The sequence below is a fragment of the Mesorhizobium sp. B2-3-14 genome, from assembly GCF_006442175.1.
In the GTDB taxonomy this organism is placed as follows: Bacteria; Pseudomonadota; Alphaproteobacteria; order Rhizobiales; family Rhizobiaceae; genus Mesorhizobium; species Mesorhizobium australicum.
This window is the reverse complement of the sequence record NZ_VFVP01000001.1, coordinates 677,686-699,299: the sequence shown is the minus strand read 5'-3', so window position 1 is coordinate 699,299 and position 21,614 is coordinate 677,686. Positions and strand designations below refer to the sequence as shown.

At 63.5% G+C, this 21,614-nt stretch carries 20 protein-coding genes and 1 tRNA gene; 11 read left to right on the top strand and 10 right to left on the bottom strand.

The window, feature by feature from the left end; all coding sequences use genetic code 11:
• Positions 1-157: 157 nt before the first annotated feature.
• A complete protein-coding gene (locus FJ950_RS03185) occupies positions 158-955 on the bottom strand; it encodes a transporter substrate-binding domain-containing protein (RefSeq protein WP_140614991.1) in 798 nt (265 codons plus the stop codon).
• Between the two features lie 55 nt (positions 956-1,010).
• Positions 1,011-1,826 (bottom strand): ABC transporter ATP-binding protein, encoded by an 816-nt coding sequence (locus FJ950_RS03180; RefSeq protein WP_015314265.1) that lies wholly within the window; start codon positions 1,824-1,826, stop codon positions 1,011-1,013.
• Between the two features lie 214 nt (positions 1,827-2,040).
• Between FJ950_RS03180 and FJ950_RS03175 the strand changes: the two genes are divergently transcribed.
• The 4 genes from FJ950_RS03175 to FJ950_RS03160 all read left to right on the top strand — a co-directional run bounded on the left by FJ950_RS03175 (position 2,041) and on the right by FJ950_RS03160 (position 6,154).
• Positions 2,041-2,913, top strand: coding sequence for a dimethylarginine dimethylaminohydrolase family protein (locus FJ950_RS03175; protein ID WP_140614989.1), 873 nt, complete (start codon positions 2,041-2,043; stop codon positions 2,911-2,913).
• On the top strand, positions 2,883-3,554 hold the full coding sequence (locus tag FJ950_RS03170) for a TetR family transcriptional regulator C-terminal domain-containing protein (protein ID WP_140614987.1): 672 nt from the start codon (positions 2,883-2,885) through the stop codon (positions 3,552-3,554). Before FJ950_RS03175 ends, FJ950_RS03170 begins: the two co-directional genes overlap by 31 nt.
• A 79-nt stretch (positions 3,555-3,633) precedes the next feature.
• Positions 3,634-5,214 carry a 5-guanidino-2-oxopentanoate decarboxylase gene (locus tag FJ950_RS03165; protein WP_140614985.1) on the top strand — a complete coding sequence of 527 codons (1,581 nt, stop codon included), beginning with the start codon at positions 3,634-3,636 and terminating at the stop codon, positions 5,212-5,214.
• A gap of 232 nt (positions 5,215-5,446) precedes the next feature.
• Positions 5,447-6,154 (top strand): SDR family NAD(P)-dependent oxidoreductase, encoded by a 708-nt coding sequence (locus FJ950_RS03160; RefSeq protein ID WP_140614983.1) that lies wholly within the window; start codon positions 5,447-5,449, stop codon positions 6,152-6,154.
• Here the strand turns inward: FJ950_RS03160 and FJ950_RS03155 are convergent.
• The 4 genes from FJ950_RS03155 to aroA all read right to left on the bottom strand — a co-directional run bounded on the left by FJ950_RS03155 (position 6,139) and on the right by aroA (position 12,323).
• A complete protein-coding gene (locus FJ950_RS03155; protein ID WP_140614981.1) occupies positions 6,139-8,007 on the bottom strand; it encodes a hypothetical protein in 1,869 nt (622 codons plus the stop codon). The two genes, FJ950_RS03160 and FJ950_RS03155, sit on opposite strands and share 16 nt — an antisense overlap.
• 131 nt (positions 8,008-8,138) lie before the next feature.
• Positions 8,139-9,836, bottom strand: coding sequence for a 30S ribosomal protein S1 (gene rpsA / locus FJ950_RS03150; protein WP_015314259.1), 1,698 nt, complete (start codon positions 9,834-9,836; stop codon positions 8,139-8,141).
• 206 nt (positions 9,837-10,042) lie between these two features.
• A complete protein-coding gene (cmk, locus tag FJ950_RS03145) occupies positions 10,043-10,693 on the bottom strand; it encodes a (d)CMP kinase (protein WP_140614979.1) in 651 nt (216 codons plus the stop codon).
• Between the two features lie 268 nt (positions 10,694-10,961).
• Complete coding sequence (gene aroA / locus FJ950_RS03140) at positions 10,962-12,323, bottom strand: 3-phosphoshikimate 1-carboxyvinyltransferase (RefSeq protein WP_140614977.1); 1,362 nt, start codon at positions 12,321-12,323, stop codon at positions 10,962-10,964.
• Between the two features lie 206 nt (positions 12,324-12,529).
• Between aroA and FJ950_RS03135 the strand changes: the two genes are divergently transcribed.
• A complete protein-coding gene (locus tag FJ950_RS03135) occupies positions 12,530-12,919 on the top strand; it encodes a TIGR02300 family protein (protein WP_140614975.1) in 390 nt (129 codons plus the stop codon).
• A 173-nt stretch (positions 12,920-13,092) separates the two neighbouring features.
• A tRNA-Ala gene (locus FJ950_RS03130) sits at positions 13,093-13,168 on the top strand.
• Positions 13,169-13,252: 84 nt separating this feature from the next.
• Here the strand turns inward: FJ950_RS03130 and FJ950_RS03125 are convergent.
• The 4 genes from FJ950_RS03125 to FJ950_RS03110 all read right to left on the bottom strand — a co-directional run bounded on the left by FJ950_RS03125 (position 13,253) and on the right by FJ950_RS03110 (position 15,385).
• Positions 13,253-13,480, bottom strand: coding sequence for a hypothetical protein (locus tag FJ950_RS03125; protein WP_015314255.1), 228 nt, complete (start codon positions 13,478-13,480; stop codon positions 13,253-13,255).
• 9 nt (positions 13,481-13,489) lie between these two features.
• Positions 13,490-13,735 (bottom strand): hypothetical protein, encoded by a 246-nt coding sequence (locus FJ950_RS03120; protein WP_015314254.1) that lies wholly within the window; start codon positions 13,733-13,735, stop codon positions 13,490-13,492.
• Between the two features lie 83 nt (positions 13,736-13,818).
• Positions 13,819-14,520, bottom strand: a complete 702-nt coding sequence (locus FJ950_RS03115) for a Crp/Fnr family transcriptional regulator (RefSeq protein ID WP_015314253.1) — start codon at positions 14,518-14,520, stop codon at positions 13,819-13,821.
• A 190-nt stretch (positions 14,521-14,710) separates the two neighbouring features.
• A complete protein-coding gene (locus FJ950_RS03110; protein WP_140614973.1) occupies positions 14,711-15,385 on the bottom strand; it encodes a GntR family transcriptional regulator in 675 nt (224 codons plus the stop codon).
• Between the two features lie 392 nt (positions 15,386-15,777).
• On the opposite strand from FJ950_RS03110, the gene ssuD reads away from it, so the two are divergent.
• The 5 genes from ssuD (at position 15,778) to FJ950_RS03085 (ending at position 21,613) form a co-directional block, all read left to right on the top strand.
• Complete coding sequence (gene ssuD / locus FJ950_RS03105) at positions 15,778-16,950, top strand: FMNH2-dependent alkanesulfonate monooxygenase (protein ID WP_140614971.1); 1,173 nt, start codon at positions 15,778-15,780, stop codon at positions 16,948-16,950.
• Positions 16,947-18,404, top strand: a complete 1,458-nt coding sequence (locus tag FJ950_RS03100; RefSeq protein ID WP_140614969.1) for an FAD/NAD(P)-binding protein — start codon at positions 16,947-16,949, stop codon at positions 18,402-18,404. Before ssuD ends, FJ950_RS03100 begins: the two co-directional genes overlap by 4 nt.
• A 158-nt stretch (positions 18,405-18,562) precedes the next feature.
• Positions 18,563-19,666 carry a dimethylsulfone monooxygenase SfnG gene (gene sfnG / locus FJ950_RS03095; RefSeq protein WP_140614967.1) on the top strand — a complete coding sequence of 368 codons (1,104 nt, stop codon included), beginning with the start codon at positions 18,563-18,565 and terminating at the stop codon, positions 19,664-19,666.
• 124 nt (positions 19,667-19,790) lie between these two features.
• Complete coding sequence (locus tag FJ950_RS03090) at positions 19,791-20,717, top strand: ABC transporter ATP-binding protein (RefSeq protein ID WP_015314249.1); 927 nt, start codon at positions 19,791-19,793, stop codon at positions 20,715-20,717.
• On the top strand, positions 20,714-21,613 hold the full coding sequence (locus tag FJ950_RS03085; RefSeq protein ID WP_015314248.1) for a branched-chain amino acid ABC transporter permease: 900 nt from the start codon (positions 20,714-20,716) through the stop codon (positions 21,611-21,613). The genes FJ950_RS03090 and FJ950_RS03085 overlap by 4 nt, the downstream gene beginning before the upstream one ends.
• Position 21,614: the final 1 nt, after the last annotated feature.

The following is a 21,614-nucleotide window of genomic DNA, read 5'->3' as shown; positions in this document are numbered from 1 at the left end:
TGCCGGCCGCGGAGGCCGGAAGAAAGGATTCGATCAGCTTCGCCCCCGGATTGCTGGCTCTGTCCGCCGGCACCAGCAGCCGGCGGCAAGCATGCGTGGACAGGCCGGCTGGAGGACAAGGGCGTCAGCGCCCTGTCCTCCAGCCGATTCGAGGGTCTCAGTTCGACTGCGTGGCGCCGCCGTAAATGTCGAAATCGAAATATTTCTTCGAGATCTCGTCATATTTGCCGTTGGCGCGGATCGCCTTGATGCCGGCGTTGATCTTCTCTTTCAGGGCGGTGTCTTCCTTGCGCACGCCGGCGCCGACGCCCGGTCCGAGCACCTCGTCGTCAGGGGCCACCATGCCCTTGAGATCGCAGCAGGCCTTGCCCTGGTCGGTCTTGAGGAACTCCTTGAGCGCGATGGAATCGGCCTGCACCGCGTCGAGGCGGCCCGCGGCGAGGTCGTTGTTGGCTTCGTCCTGCGTCTGGTATTCCTTGATCTCGGATGCGGTGGGGCCGAAATGCTTCTTGGCATAGACGGCATGCACCGTCGACACCTGGACGCCGAGGACCTTGCCCTTGAGATCGTCGGGCGTGGCGCCGAACTTCTGGTCCTTGGGGCCGATGATCGCGGTCGGGGTGTTATAGTACTTGTCGGAGAAGTCGATGGTCTTCTTGCGTTCGTCGGTGATCGACATCGACGAGACAATGAGGTCGATCTTCTTGGTGGTCAGTGCCGGGATGATGCCGTCCCAGGCGACAGGGGTGATGACGCAGTCGAGCTTCTCTTCGGCGCAGACGGCGTCGATGAAGTCGATCTCCCAGCCGACCCATTTGCCCGAAGCATCTGGCGAGGTGAAGGGCGCGTAGGGTTCGGCGGCGACGCCGATCTTGACCGGATCGGCCTTGGCCACGCCCATGGCGGCGACGCCGAGCAGCAGCGCCGCGGCGAATGTCTTCAGAACAGTCTTCATTTCAGAACTCCCAGTTTGTTGTTGGTTCCCGGTTTTCTTCCGTCCCGGCCTGTCCCTAGCCGATGTTGCGGATGAACTGCTTTAGCCTTTCGGACTTGGGCGCGCCGAAGATCTGCTCCGGCGGGCCTTCCTCCTCGACCAACCCGTTGTAGAGGTAGACGACGTGGGTCGCGACCTCGCGGGCGAATTTCATTTCGTGGGTAACCAGCACCATGGTGCGGCCTTCACGGGCCAGATCGCCAATCACCTTCAGCACTTCGCCGACCAGTTCGGGATCGAGCGCCGAGGTCGGTTCGTCGAACAGCATGACGCGCGGATTGATGGCCAAGGCGCGAGCGATCGCGGCGCGCTGCTGCTGGCCGCCGGAGAGATAGGCCGGATAGACGTCGCGCTTCTCGGCCAGACCGACGCGCACCAGCAGCTTTTCGGCCTGGGCGACAGCCTGGTCGCGCTTGACGCCCAGCACATGAACGGGAACCTCGATGACGTTTTCGATCAGCGTCATATGGCTCCACAGGTTGAAGTTCTGGAACACCATGCCGAGCTTGGAGCGGATGCGTTCGATCTGCCTGCGGTCGGCCGGAATGGTATGGCCATGGCTGTCCGCCTTGAGCTTGATCTCCTCGCCATTGACCCGGATGATGCCGCTGGTCGGGTTTTCCAGGCAGTTGATGCAGCGCAGCAGCGTCGATTTGCCTGAGCCCGAGCCGCCGATGATGGCGATGACCTCGCCGTCGCGCGCCGACAGCGATACGCCCTTCAGCACATGCAGTTGACCGAATTTCTTGTGCAGGTTCTCGACATGGATGGCTTCTGCGGCGCCGTCCTGCGCCTCGCCGGATGGGACTTTGGCAGCTGCCACAGCGCTCACCAAATGACCTCCATATCGCCGCCGGCGGTTCGTCGAACGTCTATCCGGCTAATCAACATACGCTGTACTGCCTCGCTACAGACCTCAAGCATGGACCCAACAGAGCGAGCCCGTCAATCCCGCTCATTACGGCACTTGCGGCCTTGTTGTGCAAGTGTATAAATAACCCCTCATGAAATTTTCTCGGTTTTTTTCAGCTTAAAAAAGGGCATCGATGAGCGCTTTCGGATCTCAGTCCATGGCGGCGCCGCTGCGGCGCGTGCTGATGCGGTCGGCGGCCAACGCCATGCGCGACGCCGACCGGGCTGCCTGGCACTATGGTCCGGGATTCAACCCGGCGAAAGCGGCCTCGCAGCACGCAGTCCTTGCTGAACTGGTGGCGGCGTCCGGCGCCGAGATCGAATGGATCGAGGACAAGGCCGACGGACTTTCGGATTCGGTGTTCACGCACGACCCTTCGCTGATGACCGACCGCGGTGCGCTAATCCTGTCCATGGGCAAGCCGCTGCGCGCCAGGGAGCCTTCGCTGCATGAAGAAACCTACAGAAGGCTGGGCATTCCGATCCTTGGTCGCGTCGAGGCTCCTGGCCAGGTCGAAGGTGGCGACTGTGTATGGGTTGATGCCCGCACGCTGGCGATCGGGCGCGGTGTCCGTTCCAACCAGGAAGGCATCCAGCAGGTTTCCAACCTGCTGTCGCCGCTGGGGATTTCCGTCTACGGCTTTGATCTGCCGCTGTGGCAGGGCGAAGAGGCGTGCCTGCACCTGATGTCGGTTATCAGCCCGCTGGCCGACGACCTGGCGCTGGTCTATTCACCGCTTTTACCGGCCCCTTTCTATCAGACGCTGAAGGCACGCGGCATCCGGCTGGTCGAAGGCGACGCCGAGGAGTTCGCGGCTTCCAACGGACTCAGCCTCAACGTACTGCCGACCAGCCCGCTCAAGGTCATTGCCGTTGCGGGCTTTCCCAGGACCAAGGCCGCCATGGAAGCCGCCGGATGCACGGTTGAAATCTTCGAGGCGGACGCGCTCTGCATCGCCTGCGAAGGCGGGCCGACATGCCTGACGCGCCCGATCCTGCGCCAATGAATGGGCGCCGTAAGTTCCGTCGCGAGGGCGAGGAGCGGCGGCGGCAGGATCTGATCGAGGCGACTCTGGACAGCGTGGCGGAATATGGCCTGCAAGGCGCCAGCCTGCGCACCATCGCATTGCGTGCCGGCGTCACCGCCGGGCTGATCCGGCATTATTTCCCGGGCAAGGAAGAATTGCTGCAGGAAGCCTATACGGCGCTGGTCGATCGCATGACCGAGCAGGCGAAGGCGGCATTGGTCATGGATGATGCCTCGCCGCGCCAGCGTCTTGCGGCTTTCATCACCGCCAATCTCAATGCGCCGATCATCGACGCGCGGGTGTTTTCGCTCTGGGCAACCTTCATCGGCCGCGCCAGTGCGGATTCCGCCCTGGCCCGTGCCCACCGCGAAGGCTACCTTGGCTTTCGCAACGAGGTGGAAGCAGTTGTGGCCGACGTGCTCGCCGCCGAACAGCACAAGCCGGACGCAACCCAGTTGCGCCACCATGCCATCGCGATCAATGCGATCATCGACGGGCTCTGGATCGAAGGCTGCCTGGCCGGCGAGATGTTCTCGCCCGGCGAATTGGCGGCGATTGGCATCAAGGCTGTCGAGTCCGAACTCGGCCTCGCGCCGCTGGAGCAATTCCTGGAAAAATGAGAAGCGGTTTTCCAGGAAAAGCGCGCAGCGCTTCCCCCTTGGGAATTGCGTAGAAACAAAGAGATAGGGGAGAAAACCAATGACCACTGTGGGCGAAGCGCTCATTTCGCTGCTCGAGGCGCATGGCGTCGACACCGTGTTCGGCATTCCCGGCGTCCACACGGTCGAACTCTATCGCGGTCTTGCGCGCTCGAAGATTCGCCACATCACGCCGCGCCACGAACAGGGCGCCGGCTTCATGGCCGACGGCTATGCGCGCGCCGGCGGCAGGCCGGGCGTCGCCTTCGTCATCACCGGGCCGGGGCTGACCAACACCATCACCGCCATGGGCCAGGCGCGCGCCGATTCGGTGCCGATGCTGGTGATCTCCGGCGTCAACGCCACCGACACGCTCGGCAAGGGGCTCGGCTTCCTGCACGAATTGCCCGATCAGCGCGGCATGATGGAGAAGGTAGCGCTGTTGTCGCTACACGTGACCGGGGCCAGCGAATTGCCCGGTGCGCTGGCGCGGGCTTTCGCCCTGTTTTCCTCGTCTCGGCCCGGCCCTGTGCATATAGAGATCCCGACCGATATCATGGTCAAGCCGGCGGACGGATTGTCGGCAGCCTTGAGCAATGCCGGGCCGCCGGCGCCAGAGCGTGCCGCCATTGCCAGGGCTGCCGAACTCGTCGCCACCGCACGCCGCCCGCTCATCCTTGCAGGCGGCGGCGCCAAGAAAGCCGATGCGGCGCTGCGGCGCCTTGCCGAAAGGCTGGGCGCGCCGGTTGTCGAGACCACCAACGCGCGCGGTCTCATGCATGGCCATCCGCTTTGCGTGCCGGCAAGCCCAAGCCTCAAGGCGGTTCGCGCGCTGATGGCCGGGGCTGATCTGGTGATCGCCGCCGGTACCGAATTCGGCCCGACCGACTATGACGGCTATGGCGACGGCGGCTTCGTACTGCCTTCGAACCTGATCCGTATCGACATCGGCGCCGACCAGCTTGCGCGGCGTCCGGTGACGGTCGCCATCCAGGCCGATTGCGCCGAGGCGATCGAGGCGCTGCTTGCGGCGATCGATCCCGCCCACAGCGCTGGCGAAGATGGCCATGGCCGCGCCGCGGCGGCGCGAAAGGCCGCTTTTGCCGAGTTGAGTCCGGCCTATGCGGCGCAGGTGCGTGCCGTGGAAATGATCCGCGACGCTTTGCCCGGTGCCATCATCGTTGGCGACTCGACCCAGCCGATTTACGCCGCCAACCTCTATTACGACCACGACCGGCCCGGCGGCTGGTTCAATGCCGCGACCGGCTTTGGCGCGCTTGGCTACGGTCCGCCGGCGGCGATCGGTGCGGCACTTGCCGTGCCCGATGCGCCGGTTGTCTGCCTGACCGGCGACGGGGGCTTCCAGTTCACCTTGCCGGAGATAGCGGTGGCGCTCGATTCTGGAGCGCCCGTCATCTTCGTGGTCTGGAACAACAGAGGCTATCGCGAGATCGAGACCTCGATGCTCGATGTCGGCGTGGAACCTGTCGGCGTGTCGCCGGCGCCGCCGGATTTCTGCAAGCTTGCCGAAGCCTATGGCATTGGTGCCGAAAGGCTGGCCGATATCGACGCCTTGCCACAGGCGCTCAGGCACGCCCGGGCAACGGGGCTGCCGCGCGTCATCGAAGTCACGGTCGTCTGAAACATCCGGGCCGTCCTTGCCGACAGGAAGCGGACCATTTGCCGGCTTGGTTTTTGCAAGACCTGATCCGCTTCCGGGCGGCTTCGTTATTCGGCGATGCCCTGACGCATGCAAAGACGTGACGGCTGCCATGTCGAGATATCGGTTGAGTGATCGACTGAAAGGGGCGACGCTTCGCGTCGGCGCGGCAAACCAACGACAAAAGTCATAAAAATGACAGGAGCGGTCCAGGATGACGGAAACACTTGAAGGCAGGCACATCGTTGTGACCGGGGGAACCGGCGCGCTCGGTGGGGCGGTGGTCGGCAGACTGCTGGAGCAGGGCGCGATCTGCCACGTGCCGAACGCGCATGCCGCGGCACCTCAGCACTTCCCCTTCACCACGCACGACAATGTCAAACTGGCGCACAATGTCGATCTCTCGGACCCCGCCAAGGTCGAGGCGTTCTACAGCCAGGTTCCTGCCTTGTGGGGATCGATCCATCTGGCCGGCGGCTTTGCCATGGCGCCGGTGGAGAAGATCGAATCGGCGTCGTTTGCCGAGATGATGGACACCAACGCCCGCACCGCCTTCCTGTGCAGCCGCGCCGCCATCCGCTCGATGCTGGCGTCGGATACCGCCGGTCGCATCGTCAATGTCACGGCACGCGCCGGGCTCGACCCGCGCCGCGGCGCCGGCATGGTCGCCTATACGGCCAGCAAGGCGGCGGTCGCTGCCATGACGGTGGCGATGGCGGAAGAATTGAAGGCCCAGGGCATCCTGGTCAACGCGGTGGCCCCATCGACGCTCGACACGCCGGCCAACCGCGCCGACATGCCGGATGCCGATTTCACCAAATGGGTCAGCCTCGAAGCAGCAGCCGAGGCAATCGCCTATCTCGCCTCGCCGGCCAACCAGGCAATGAGCGGAACGCTGGTGCCGCTCTACGGCAGGGCCTGAGCGGAGAGCGTCGAAGCCGGGCAGCCGGCGTCGGATCCATCGGCGTTGCGGTAGCTGTAGATACGCAGCGGCGATGAAGCGTCCGTGGGACACTCCCTCAACCAAGCCGGCGGCTTGCCTTCCATCAGGGCCGCCGCGAAAGGGTAGGCGGCTTCGAGACCTGGCGACGGCGCGCCTCGCCAGGCACAGATCGCGACATGTGTCGCCTTCGACGCGTCGAGAATCGCACGCGGGTCGGCGGTCATGGGGTCGAGAAAGCGGTAGCTCCGTTCGATGCCTTTGGCCGAAGGGTGGTTTGGGATCGTCACCACCTTGGGGCCGTCGGCCAGCGCGACGAAATGCGATCCGATGAGCGGTGGCGAAAAGACGATGGCGCCCGACGGCCAATCCCGTTGCGCTCCGAAATGATCGAGGTCGCAACTGTCGGCGAATTCAGCGGCGGGTATCGCCGCTTGGGAGGGTCTGACCGCCAGATGGTACAGCGCCATGGCCCCGGACAAAACCAGACCGGGCAGGATCAATGCGTATTTGCGCGATGGCGCCGGCACGGGAGATTTCAAGTAGCGCCGCAGCCCCGAACCTTGCGGCAGCAGGCTCTCCAGCACGAAGATCAGGCCGATGCCGGAGAAAATCGGGAGATAGCGGAAGTAGCGGAGATAGTCGATCGCCAGCACCAATCCGAGCAGCGAAAACAGGGCCAGTATGACCAGAGGCCGGCTGCGGCCATGCGACCCGGTGCAGATGACGACCGGCGCGAGCGCGCCGACGAACAGCAGCAACATGCTGGGAAAGCCTGACGACAGAACGAAATCGGGGCGCCGAAACAGGCTCAATTCCTGAAGAATTCTGTTGAGCATGTTGTCGCGGACATAGGCGTCCATCGACGCGTAAGGGCCGTCCAGGCATTGCGGAAACAGTTTCACCAGCGCCACCAGGCTGATGGCGGCGAACACCAGCAGAAGCGAGGCCCGAATTGCCCAGCCGCCACGCGTGCCGACAAGCCGAGGTACGACGGCGAATGAGAGCCCGGCGGCGGTCAGCGCCAGCACATGCGGCGCGGAATAGGTATCGCATTTGACCGCGGCATAGGCCGAGGGCGCGACGGTAGCGGCGAACAGGCCGATCGCGCCGATCGCCAGGGCCACTCCAAAGCCGGTGATCCCTGTCGCACTCTCGTCGCGGCCGGCGATCCAGTCGAAGGCGTAGACGGCCATCACCAGGGCGAAGAACGGTGCGAACTCGGCGCTGATCGCGATTGCCAGGGCTGTCAGCAAGCCGTTGACGAAGGGCGAAAGGCGATTCCGCGACAGCAACAGGACCAGGGCGGCAAGCAGAAGCAATATCTGCAGATTGTGATAGTCGATCCGCCCCGGCGCGTATTCGAAGAAGGTGCGCGCGGCGAAGATCAAGGCCAACGGCAATGCAATGGCCGGATAGGCAAAGCCCATCGCGACAATCAGCCGGTTGTAGAAGTAGAGCGCGGGTACAAACAGGAGCAGCGGCACGACAAAGCTTGCTGCCATCAGCGCCGGCTCGAAGCCGGCGAACGGCGCGAGCAGCCACGCAAAAGCGGCATAGGGCAGGTCCACGATCCATGGCCAGTGCGAGATGTAGGGCTCGGGCTGGGCAATGCCGGGCATTGTCCGGTCGAAGATATTCCCGGTCTCGAGCAAGGTGCGGATCTCGTGTATTTTGAGAAGGTCGTCCGCATCGGCATTGAGCCGGAAGCCCAGGGACCAGAGGACGATCATCACCGTCACCATGCCGCAGAAGCAGAAAAGGGCCGGTGCGCTCATATAAAGACGCGGCAGCCACGAAGATTGCGCTGCGGCCCTGTCGTCGTCATTGCTCATGGAAGGCTTCCCCGGGACGACTGGCAAATACGCGAGGAAGTTTATCTTGCCGTAAAGAAAGACCCCGCCGGATTGCTCCGGCGGGGTCTTTGTTCAAGCCGCACGAAAATCGTGCGGCAAGCGGTTAATCCTTAGTTGCCCTGCTTCTTCAGCGCGGCACCCAGGATGTCGCCCAGCGAAGCGCCGGAGTCGGTCGAGCCGTACTGCGCGACGGCTTCCTTCTCTTCGGCGATTTCCAGCGCCTTGATCGAGACCTGCAGCTTGCGGGTCTTCTTGTCGAAGGCGATGACGCGGGCGTCGACCTTCTGGCCGACCGTGAAGCGCTCGGGGCGCTGCTCGTCGCGATCGCGGCTGAGGTCGGAGCGCTTGATGAAGGTCTCGATGCCGCTGTCGACCAGCCGCACTTCCAGACCGCCATCCTTGACGCCGATGACTTCGCAGGTAACGACGGCGTTCTTGCGCAGTTCGCCTGACGTCGCGGCTTCGCCGACCGTGTCCTTGGCCAGCTGCTTGATGCCGAGCGAGATGCGCTCCTTGTCGATGTCGACGTCGAGCACCTGCGCCTTGACCATGTCGCCGCGATTGTACTCTTCGATGACCTGCTCGCCCGGACGGGTCCAGTCGAGGTCGGACAGGTGCACCATGCCGTCCACGTCGCCTTCGAGGCCGATGAACAGGCCGAACTCGGTCTTGTTCTTGACCTCGCCCTCGACCTGGCTGCCGACCGGATGGCTCGAGGCGAAAGCCTGCCACGGATTCTCGAGCGTCTGCTTGAGGCCGAGCGAGATGCGGCGCTTGGCCGGATCGACTTCGAGCACCACCACGTCGACTTCCTGCGTTGTCGACAGGATTTTGCCGGGATGCACGTTCTTCTTGGTCCACGACATTTCCGAAACGTGGATAAGGCCCTCGATGCCCGGCTCCAGCTCGACGAACGCGCCGTAGTCGGTGATGTTGGTGACGGTGCCCTTGATCTTCTTGCCGATCGGGAACTTGGTGCCGATCTCGGACCACGGATCGCTCTCGAGCTGCTTCATGCCGAGCGAGATGCGGTGGGTTTCCTGGTTGATGCGGATGATCTGCACCTTGACCGTCTGACCGATGTTGAGGATTTCGGTCGGATGGTTGACGCGGCGCCATGCCATGTCGGTGACATGCAGCAGGCCGTCGATGCCGCCGAGGTCGACGAACGCACCGTAATCGGTGATGTTCTTGACGACGCCTTCGACAACCTGGCCTTCCTCGAGGTTCTGCACGATTTCCGAACGCTGTTCGGCGCGGCTCTCCTCAAGCACGGTACGGCGCGACACGACGATGTTGCCGCGGCGGCGATCCATCTTGAGGATCTCGAAGGGCTGCGGGTTGTGCATCAGCGGGGAGACGTCGCGGATCGGGCGAATATCGACCTGGCTGCGCGGCAGGAAGGCCACGGCGCCGTCGAGGTCGACGGTGAAGCCGCCCTTGACCTGGTTGAAGATGACGCCTTCGACGCGCTCACCCTTGGTGAACTTCTCTTCGAGCTTGACCCAGCTCTCCTCGCGGCGCGCCTTGTCGCGCGACAGCACGGCCTCGCCCAGCGCATTTTCGATGCGCTCGACCATGACTTCGACCGTATCGCCGACCTTGAGCGTCGAGTCCTTGCCCTTGACGCCGAATTCCTTCAGCGGCACACGGCCTTCGACCTTGAGGCCGACATCGATGATGGCCATGTCTTTTTCGATCGCCAGAATCGTGCCCTTGACGACTTGGCCTTCGCCGGAATGACCGGTGGTAAATGATTCTTCGAGCAGGCTCGCGAAATCATCGCGAGTGGGATTTGCAGCAGACATTGTTTCTCCTGGAGTACCCCGCATTTTTCGCGGGGCGGGCGCCGTGGGTTAGCGTTGCGTTGGCCTGCCGGCGTTCCGGGCTGCAAAAGCCCTGGGCCGCTTTTCAAGCGGCAATTCCGGCGCATGAAGAATGCAGGCAGGCTGGTTCGTGCCCGATATGGGTATTTTCTTCGCCTCCGGCAACCGGAAGCAGCATGAAACCCGGATCAGGCCTTGTTTCTCTTGGCCAGCACGTCGTCGATGACGGACATGGCCGCGAGAAACGCGGCTTCTATAGCCATTTCGCTGGTATCAAGCAAGTGCGCGTCGGCCGCCGGCTTCAGCGGCGAGTCCGCCCGGCCCATGTCGCGCTCGTCGCGACGCTGGATATCGGCAAGGATTTCGGCGAAATCGGCGGTGCCGCCGATGCTTTCGATCTCAGCCAGCCGGCGCTTGGCGCGCACCTCGGCACTTGCCGTCACATAGAGTTTTATGTCGGCGTCGGGGCACACGACCGTGCCGATGTCGCGCCCGTCCAGCACCGCGCCCGGCGGCGTCCTTGCGAAGTCGCGCTGCTTTTCGACCAGGATGCGCCGCACCGTAGGGAAAACCGCGACCTTCGAGGCGGCCTCCCCAACCGCATGCGCCGAGAGAACCGCGCGGTCGAGCTTTGCCAGATCGACCTGGCGGGCGGCGGTTTCTGCCGCCGAGACATTGTCGAGCGGTAGGCCCAGCCGCAGCAGCGCATGGGCGACGGCGCGATAGGTCAGGCCGGTGTCGAGCAGGTTGAGGCGGTAGTGATCGGCGAGACGGCGGGCGAGCGTGCCTTTGCCCGCGCCGGCCGGTCCGTCGATGGCGATGGTGAAGGGGTGGGTCATTGGCGGGCAGACGCCTTACGCATGGAAATAGGCCCCCGCGACTTCGTCATCCTAGGGCGTAGCGAACGCGAAGCGGAGCGAAGACCCTGGGATCCATGCCGTGACGTCAGCCAAAGAACGCTGCGGATCAGAATTTTGCAACGTTGCGGGGCGTTGAGGTCATGGCATGGATCCTGGGGTCTGCGCCGCGTCGCTGCGCTCCTTGCTTCGCCCCAGGATGACGAAGCACGGGATGTCGCCAGCCAATCCCCAAGGTTTGCGATTGCCACTATCGCTCGATCTCCGCGCCCAGCCCCGTCATCAAATCCATGAACTCGGGGAAGCTCGTCGCGATCATGGCGGCGTCATCGATGGTGACAGGCTTTTCCGTTGCCAATCCCATCACCAGAAAGCTCATGGCGATGCGGTGGTCGAGATGGGTCTGCACCGTCGTATCCCGGCCGTTGGGGTGGCCGCCCAATCCCCTGCCGCCTGGTTTGCCGCGCACGGCAAGCGAAGCTTCGCCCTCGGTGCAGTCGACGCCGTTGAGCTTCAGCCCGTTGGCGACCGCCGACAGCCGGTCGGATTCCTTCACCCGAAGTTCCTCCAGCCCCTGCATCAGCGTCTCGCCCTCGGCGAAGCTGGCGGCAACGGCCAGCACCGGGTATTCGTCGATCATCGACGGCGCCCGCTCGGGCGGCACGGCGACGCCTTTCAGCTCGGAGTAACGAACGCGCAGGTCCGCGACATCCTCGCCGCCGGCATTGCGCGGGTTCAAGATGTCGATCTGGCCGCCCATTTCCTGCAGCGTGAGAAGCAACCCGGTGCGGGTCGGGTTCATCAGCACGTTTTCGATCGTGATGTCCGAACCCGGCACGATCAGCGCCGCCACCAGCGGGAAGCCGGCCGAGGACGGGTCGCCCGGCACGGCGATGGTCTGGCCGGTCAGCTTGCCCTGGCCTTCGATGAAGATGTGGCGCACGCCGCGCTCGTCGGTCTCGACCGACAGGTTGGCGCCAAATCCCTTGAGCATCTTTTCCGTGTGGTCGCGCGTCATGACAGGTTCGATGACGGTGGTGATGCCTGGCGTGTTCAACCCGGCCAGCAGCACCGCCGACTTCACCTGCGCCGAGGCCATCGGCACGCGGTAGGTGATCGGGGCGGCGTGCTTCGGCCCATGCAGCGTGATCGGCATGCGGTCGCCGGGCGTGGCTTTGAGCACCTGCACGCCCATCTGGCGCAGCGGTTCGAGCACGCGACCCATCGGCCGGCCCGACAGCGAGGCGTCACCGATGAAGGTCGTCTCCATGTCGTAGGTGCCGACGAGCCCCATGGTCAGCCGCGAGCCAGTGCCGGCATTGCCGAAATCGAGCGGACCTTCCGGCTGCAGCAGCGCGCCGTTGCCGGTGCCGCGGATCACCCACTCGGCACCGCGTTTCTCGATATGCGCGCCCATCGCCTTCATGGCCGCGCCCGTGCGCATCACATCCTCGCCCTCGAGCAGGCCGGTGATGCGAGTTTCGCCGGAGGCGAGCCCGCCGAACATGAACGAGCGGTGCGAGATCGACTTGTCGCCCGGCACGCGGGCCGTGCCGGAAAGGGCTGGTGACTTGCGGGCAGTGGCCGGCTTGGCAGCAGCGGCGTGAGACATGGAATTTCCCTGGACGGATTGCCGGCGTGCCGACGCTTTTCATTTGTTGCGGCGGTCTCGTATCACGGCGGGACGAAATGGTCATCCCCATGCTCGTCACTTGGCGCGAGGCCTTTCAGTGCTTGGTTTTGTGACGCCGGCTTTTCGCTTTGACAGCGCTGCAAACTGTGGTTAAGGGGACCACTCTTTTATCGACGAGGCTTGCCGTGGCAAAAACCGAACTTGGCACAAAACGCATCGACCCGGAAACGGGCCGGAAATTCTACGACCTGAACAAAGACCCGATCGTCTCGCCCTATACGGGCAAGACCTATCCGCGCTCCTATTTCGAGGAAGGCAAGATCGCCGCCATCGAGGAGGAAGAGGAAGTGGCCGAGAAGGAAGTGGACGCCGAGGAGGAAGAGGGCGTCGAGGTCGTCTCGCTCGAAGAGGCGGAAGACGACGCCAAGAGCGACGATCTTCCCGATCTCGGTGACGACGAGGATGACGTCGACCTCGGCGACGACGAGGATGACACCTTCCTTGCCGACGAAGAGGAAGAAGACGACGACGTTTCCGACATGATCGGCGTCGGCGACGACGACGACGAAGTCTGACAAAGGCTTCGAACGTGAGCGTTTGCCGGCTTTCACGCCCTGTGAAGAAAAAGCCGCCGATGAAGGCTTGATATCTGGGAATGGCGGGGTTAGAAGCCGCCTGCACTAACGGCGCGGTCTTCCAACCCGCGCCGATCTCTCGCCGGAAACGGCGCCGGCTGACTGCCGGGAGTGGGGCCATAGCTCAGTTGGGAGAGCGCTTGAATGGCATTCAAGAGGTCGTCGGTTCGATCCCGATTGGCTCCACCAGTTACCTTCCAGGGCAAGGAAACGCTTTGTTTCGGCGGGACATCTCCGCCCTGTTCAACCATTGGCGATCCCTGATTTGCGCGATCACGGAACGTCAGCGCCGAACTCGACGGCAAATCCCGCGTCGATCGCGCTTCGCGCAATGAGATCGCCAAGTTCCCAATCCGTGAGTTCGCAAAGCGGGAACATTCTCCTCACCTCGTGGCTCACCTCGGATATCGAAATGCACGGCCTGTCGACGGTGTCGATCAGGCAGCGGACAATCGCTTGGCGAACGTCCGACAGGGTAGGCGTCTGCGCGAGCGCAGGCATCTCCGCCCCCTACGAATGGAGTTGCGGCGCTACGCCATCGGCCGAGTTTGTGTCGAACGCCACGGGTACGCCGTGAACGAGGGATGCGGTCGCCAGCAACTCCTCCAACTCGCCGTCGGTAGCCCTGCATGCGGGTATGAGTGTTCGGATGGCGCGTATTGCCTGCGCAATGGAGAGAAAGCGTGCCTTGCCCCTGGAAAGAACATAGGCTTCGGCGGCTCTTTCAACCGTGATGGAGTGAAAAGAGTTGGTCATCGAGAATTCCTCCCTGAACCCTGACCAACATGGTTTACGGCAGGACTTCGGTGGTCTTCAAGCCTATGTCCGGTTCCAGACAATCAGCCAGCCCCTGCGCTGAAGTGCTGTTGCTCCTCCTCGCCATAGGCACCATCCGTGAGTTTTATCATTCCGGTACGGTCGACGATCGTGATCTCGCCGCGCTTGGCATGAACCAGCCCCCGATATTCGAGCATTTGGAGGGCGGTGGTAACGCCCGGGCGCCTGGAGCCAAGCATGGTCGCCAGAAATTCATGCGTCAGGTAGATGATATCTCCTTCAGCGCGATCGTTGACCATCAGCAACCAGCGGGCGAGCCGTTCCTCGATTTTGGAATGGCCGTTGACCAACGCCGTCCGCGACGACTGGATCAGGAATGCGTGGGCGTAGCGAAGCAGCGACGGGCGAAGGGTCTGGCTCTCGGCAATCGCAATGCGCAGACGTTCAACCGGCAGACACCAGCCGTTGCTGGCGACTTGAATATAGGTTTCATTGGGAGATCGGTCCTGGCCGAGAACGACCGCTACCCCGGTCATGCCGTCGCGGCCGATGATGCCGACTTCGCTTTGCCGCCCTCCGGTCATGGCGGCGACCACCGACGCGATACCGGTTTCGGGAAAATAGACATGCTCGATCGGCTGATGCGCGATCTCCAGTCGGGCTTTGATGGCCAGTTCGACGTGATGCATCGACGGCCGTAAAAGCCCGAAATCCTCAGGCGTGAGGGTTTTCAGAACATGGTTGCGAAAGGTGGATTGAGGCATGGCTCTTCTCCCTATCGGGCAAGAGCATGTACCCTCTTACTGTCGGCTGCATCCGGACAAACGGCGGCCGATGGCTGATCTTACGCTTCATGCGCGGGCTTGGCAAACGACTGCGCCCGCTTGGAAAGCTAATTAAGCGTTGACGTCAAGCGTCCCGGGGGCCGCAGCGCTGCTAGACGCCGAGAAGGCTTCAGCCGAGAAGGTCCGCGGCGACTTCGAGCGTGTTGCGGAACGAGGTTTCGAGGTGGTGTTCCATCGCTTGTGCGGCGCCCTCGGCATCGTGCCGCTTCAGGGCATCGAGAATGGTTTCGTGCTGCTCGATCGTCTGTTCGCCATAGCCGGGCTTTGGAATGGCGAGATAGCGGCCGCGGTCCATCTGCGCCTTGGAGATGTCGACCGCTCGCCAGATCATCGGCAGGCCGCAGATTTCGGCGATGGTGCGATGAAAGACATCGTCGAGTTGGATCGCGGTGGCATATCGGCCGCGCGCGATGGCGAGCTTGTGCGCCGCCATATTGTCCTCCAGCAATTCGGCGGATGCCGGCGTGAGCTTGATGGCCGCGCGCCTGGCGCTCTCCATTTCCAGCGCCCGCCGGATGACGTAGGCCTCCTCGAGGTCGGCGCGGCTGATCGGCGCGACATAGGTGCCGGTCTGCGCCAGGATATTGACCAGGCCTTCGTCGCTGATGCGCTTCACCGCTTCCCGCACCGGGGTGCGCGAAACGCCGAGCGCTTCGGCGATGGCCACCTCGTTGATCACCTCCCCTGGCTTCATCTGTCCGACGACAATCAGGTTGCGGATCTTCTGATAGATCTGATCGCGCAACGGCAAAGCCCGATTGAGGGTCGAAGGGTCAAGGTCCATGGCAAATCCGTAGCGTTCGTTCACCAGAAATGATCGGAGTATATTGGAACGTAAATTGGAATGCACCCAATGCGGAGGCGTCCCTGTCGACAATGGGGGGGGGCCAATTCACTCGACGCCTGGAAGGAGGCCGCCGACCCTTTCCAAGGCGGCGCAAGGACAACGTCAACGCGGTCGAGCCGGTCCTCTCCGCTTCCAGGCGGCGGGCATGAGGAAGAATTTCCAATTGCGTGCGCGGATTTAGAATAAACTAACTCTACAGAATTTATAGAATAAGCAATCTGCATGGGCGATCTGTTTCCTGCACAGGACCACGCCATGCCAGCATTTCCGCGTTTACTCTCAACCGTGCCGGAGCCGGGCCGCTACCACCGAACCACAGGAGGCAAGGCATGACCCAAGATGTCCCCGACCGCATCAAGGTTCTCTGGTTCCTGCCGACGCATGGCGACAGCCGTTATCTCGGCACGACCGAGGGCGGCAGGGCCGTCGATCTGCCCTATCTGTCGCAAGTGGCGAAAGCGGCCGACACGCTTGGCTATTACGGCGTGCTGTTGCCGACCGGCCGGGCCTGCGAGGATTCCTGGGTGATTGCCTCGGCGCTGGCGCCACTGACAGAGCGGCTGCGTTTCCTCGTCGCCGTGCGGCCCGGCTTGCAGTCGCCGACGCTTGCCGCGCGCATGACAGCCACGCTCGACCGCATCTCCAACGGCCGCCTGTTGATCAATGTCGTCACCGGCGGCGATCCGCTGGAAAACAAGGGCGAAGGGATCTTTCTCTCGCATACCGAGCGCTATGAGGTGACGCAGGAATTCCTCCGGATCTACAAGCGGGTGCTGAGCGGCGAGACGGTCGAGCACCAGGGCAAGCATTTCCGCATCGAGGACGGAAGGTTGCTGTTCCCGCCGGTGCAGGCGCCCTATCCGCCGCTCTATTTCGGTGGCTCATCGGATGCTGGATCGGCAGTCGCGGCGCAGGAAATCGACAAATATCTGACCTGGGGCGAACCCCCGGCCGACGTCGGACGCAAGCTCGATGTCGTGCGCGAACTGGCCGACAAGGCCGGCCGCAAACTCTCCTTCGGCATTCGTCTGCATGTCATCGCCCGTGAAACCATTGAACGGGCCTGGGCCGCCGCCGACAGCCTGATCAGTCGGCTCGACGACGCGACGATCGCTTCGGCGCAGAAAGTGTTCGGCCGCATGGATTCGGTCGGCCAAGCGCGCATGAGCGCGCTGCATGGCGGCAACCGTGACAAGCTCGAGATCGCGCCCAATCTATGGGCCGGCGTCGGCCTGGTGCGCGGCGGTGCGGGAACGGCACTGGTCGGCGACCCGGATACGATTGCCGAGCGCATCGATGAATACCGTCGCCTCGGCATCGACACCTTCATTCTGTCCGGCTACCCGCATCTGGAGGAAGCCTATCGCTTCGGCGAACTGGTGCTGCCGAAACTGCCGACCGATCATCCGGTCAAGTCGGCCGGGTCGTCGGTCAATACCGGGCCGTTCGGCGAGACCATTGCCGGTGACCATCGGCCGAAGTCGCTCGCCAGCGCCTCGTGAACGCGCTGCCTCCGGTCCGCCGATCGCGCGTCGCCATAATCGGCGGTGGTTTTTCCGGCGCGGCGGTCGCTTGGCACCTTGCGCGGGCGCATGGGCCGGAGCGCCTGTCGATCTCGGTGATCGAACCGCGTTCCGCGCTCGGCGGCGGTCTTGCCTATTCCAGCGATGAGCCGTCGCACCGCGTCAACGTCCCGGCCGTCCGGATGAGCATGGTTCCCGAAGACCAGCAGCATTTTGCGCGCTGGCTGGAGGGCAGTGGCGAAATCGAGCGGGACCCGGATGCGCTGTGGAAGAACGGCGACGTATTTCCGCGCCGGCGGGTGTTCGGTCGCTATGTCGCCGAGCAGCTCGCACCTTGGCTCGACTCGGGCGCTATCCGTCATGTCGAAGCTCAGGCCACCCGGGTAATTCGAGCCAACGGCGCGGGCTGGACCGTACAGACCTTAGCCGGACCTGTCGCGGCCGACATCGTCGTGCTCGCCGCGACTCATCCTCTGCCGGCCATCCCGGCAGCACTTGCCCTGTTGGCTGAAGCACCTGGCTTCATCGCCGATCCCTACACGCCGTCGGCACTCGCTGGGATCGGGCCGGAGGCGTCGGTCCTGATCGTCGGCTCCGGACTGACCTCGGCCGACATGGTGGCCGAGCTTGACCGCCGGGGTCATCGCGGCCGCATCCTGGCGCTGTCGCGCCGCGGACTGCGTTCGCGCGCCCACCCGGATATCAGACATGAGCCCTTCGGCGACTTTGCGTCGGTGCCGGCCACATCCGCACTTGGCCTGCTGAAGAACATTCGCGCCACGCTGGCCGCGGCGCGAGCCGCCAACGTCAACTGGCAGTCGGTCTTTGACCAATTGCGCATGCAAGGGCCGGTGCTGTGGTCCGCCCTCGCTCCGCCAGAGCGGGCAAGGCTGGTCCGCCAGCTGCGCGTGTTTTGGGACGTGCATCGCTTCAGGATCGCACCGCAGGTGGCTTCCGTGCTCGACCGCCGTCAGACCGCCGGCACATTCGACACCATTGCAGCCCGGCTTGTCGCGTCGAACGACGAGGGCGACAGCCTCGCGGTCAGCTTCCAACGGCGCGGACAGACGCACATCGAGACGGCAAGCTTCGATGCCGTCATCAACACGACAGGGCCGGCCCATGGGCAGGCGCTCCAGTCAAATCCGGCGCTGCGTTCCCTGACTGAGGCCAGTCTGATCAGGGCGGACGCATACGGGCTCGGTATCGAGACCGGCCTCGATAGTCGCGCCGTCGGTGGCGATGACAAGGCGGTTGCCGGGCTTTTCGTCGCCGGTCCGCTGGCGCGAGGCACCTTTGGCGAACTCATGGGCCTGCCGGAGGTCGCTCGCCATGCCCAAAGGGTCTCGGCCGAGATCGCGGGGCTGCTCGACACATCTTCTTCAGGCGGAGCGGTTGGCCCCAATGCCGGGGGCGTTGCGGTCGCGGGCTGACAACCGCAAGCCGGCATGGCTGGGCAAAATTGGTATTTCCGTCCCGCAAGTGCGCCAAAAACGGAAAATCCTCCTTTGTATATAAATTCCATAAACATAATAAATACCGACATCTGGCTGCGGCTGGACCGATCAACAGCCTGACTGGGAGACAATTCATGGCACATGCAGGAACCGAAGCGGTCAAATTCGCCTACTGGGTGCCCAATGTTTCGGGCGGCCTGGTGATCTCCGACATCGAGCAGCGCACCAGCCATTCAGCCGAGTACAACCGCAAGCTGGCACAGATCGCCGAAAAGGCCGGTTTCGACTACGCGCTGAGCCAGATCCGTTTCACCGCCGGCTACGGCGCCGACGAGCAGCATGAATCGGTGGCATTCAGCCATGACCTGCTGGCCGCCACCACGACGCTGAAGGTGATCGCCGCGATCCTGCCCGGCCCTTGGAATCCCGCGCTGGCGGCCAAGCAGATTGCCACCATCAGCTACCTGACCAACGGCCGTGTCGCCATCAATCTCGTCTCCGGCTGGTTCCGTGGCGAATTCCACGCCATCGGTGAGCATTGGCTCGACCATGATGAGCGCTACCGTCGCTCCGAGGAATTCATCCGTGCGCTGCGCGGTATATGGACTGAAGACAGCTTCACCTTCCGAGGCGACTTCTACCGCTTCAACGAATACTCGCTGAAACCGAAGCCGCCGCGGCCGCTGCCCGAGATATTCCAGGGCGGCTCGTCGCGCGCGGCACGCGACATGGCATCACGCGTCTCCGACTGGTATTTCACCAACGGCAACACGCCGGCCGAAATCGCCAAACAGGTCGATGATCTCAAGACCAAGGCAAAGGCCAGCAATCATTCCGTCAAGGTCGGCGTCAACGCCTTCGCCATTGTGCGCGAGACCGAGCACGAGGCCAAGGCGGTGCTTGCCGAGATCATCGCCAGGGCCAATCCGGAAGCGGTCAACGCCTTCGGCCACGAGGTCAAGAACGCCGGCAAGGCCTCGCCGGAAGGCGAGGGCAATTGGGCGAAGTCCTCCTTCGACGACCTCGTCCAGTACAATGACGGTTTTCGCTCCAACCTGATCGGCACACCGAGACAGGTTGCCGAGCGCATCGTCGATTTGAAGAGCGCCGGCGCCGATCTCATCCTGCTCGGCTTCCTGCATTTCCAGGAAGAGGTCGAGTATTTCGGCAAGCATGTCATCCCGCTCGTTCGCGAGCTGGAGGATGCCGGGCAGGCGGCTTCGCTGGCAGCGGAATAGTCATCTCTCCAAGGCTGGCCGGGTAATCCGGCCAGCACCCGAATGAAGGTTTTCAAGCGCGCTCGATCTTTTCGGGCGGCATCGAGAATTCGTGCGCCTGCGGGCGAAATCGAGGACGATTGGAATGCCGTTGCCCAGCTATGCCATAGGCGTGATGGAAGCCTCGGTCTATGCGCCGGAAGTTTTCGCGCGCGGCCTGCCCTCGGCGCTGCAGCCGTCCGAAGGTCATACCGCACCGGTAACAGGCACTGCGGTGGCCACATCTCCGATGCTTTCACTCCAGGCCATCGGCCTGTCGTTCGGCGGCGTCGTCGCGCTGGCCGACATCGATCTGTCTGTTCGATCAGGTGAAATCCGCGCCATTATCGGCCCGAACGGCGCCGGCAAGAGCTCGCTGATCAATGTCATCAGCGGTGTCTACCGGCCGGATCGCGGCCAGGTCCAGCTTGCCGGAATCGACTATGCGCAGGTGCCGACGCAGCGGCTGGCGCATCTCGGCGTCGCCCGGACTTTCCAGAACCTTGCTTTGTTCAAGGGACTGAGCGTCCTCGACAATGTCGCCACCGGCCTTGCCTACAAGGTCCGTTCCAACTTCGCCGGCCAGGTGCTCGGCATCGGACGATCGCGCGGCGAGCGACGTGAGACACGCAGCCGCGCCGATCAGATTCTCGAATTTCTCGACCTCACCGCCGTGCGCGATCGTCTTGCCGGCACGCTGCCCTACGGGCTGCGGAAGCGGGTCGAACTCGCCCGGGCGCTGGTCGCGGAGCCGCGCCTGCTGCTGCTCGACGAACCGATGGCCGGCATGACATCAGGTGAGAAAAGCGAAATGGCTGCTTTCGTGCGCGCCGCGCGTGACCGCTTTGCCACCACCGTCGTCCTGATCGAACACGATGTCGGCGTCGTCATGGGCCTGTCCGACCGTGTCGCCGTTCTCGACCATGGCCGCAAGATTGCCGACGGCACACCCGACGAGGTCCGCAACGACCAGCGCGTCATCGATGCCTATCTGGGCGTCGCCTCAGACAATGAGGACGGGGCGGGCATATGATCGCCGACTTCGACTATCAGTTCTTCATCGAGGTGCTCGTCGGCGGGCTGCTCTCCGGCGTCATGTATTCGCTGGTCGCGATCGGCTTCGTGCTGATCTACAAGACCTCGGGCGTGCTCAACTTCGCCCAAGGCGCGATGCTGCTGTTCGCCGCCCTTACCTTCGTCAGCCTTGTCGAACGCGGTGTTCCGTTTGCACTGGCGTTGGTGGCAACGTTCGCCATCATGGTGGCGATCGGCATCGCCATCGAGCGCACGGTGCTGAGGCCGCTAACCAACAAGCCGCCGATCACCCTGTTCATGGCGACGCTTGGACTGTCCTACATCATCGAGGGCGCCGCCCAACTGATCTGGGGCACGCAGGTCCATGGTCTTGACCTCGGCATCGAGGATGTGCCGCTGGAAGTCGGCGGCGTGCTGATCAGCCAGTTCGATATTTTTGCGGCGGTGGTCGCGGCCGGCATGGTTCTCCTGCTGTCGCTGTTCTTCCGCTACACCCGCATCGGCCTCGCCTTCCGCGCCGTCGCCGACGACCAGTTCGCCGCACTCGCGGTTGGCCTGCGTCTGCCACTGATCTGGGCCACCGTCTGGGCGGCGGCCGGCCTGGTCGCGCTGGTCGCCGGGCTGCTCTGGGGCGCCCGCCTAGGGGTGCAGTTCTCGCTGTCGCTGGTGGTGCTCAAGGCGCTGCCGGTGCTGGTGCTTGGCGGCTTCGATTCCATTCTTGGCGCCATTGTCGGCGGGCTCCTGATCGGCGCCAGCGAGAAGCTCGCCGAGGTCTATATCGGCGATTATTTCGGCGGCGGCATCGAGAGCTGGTTCGCCTATGTCGTCGCGCTTGTCTTCCTCCTGATCCGTCCTTCCGGCCTGTTCGGCCAAAAGCTCGTCGAAAGGGTCTGAG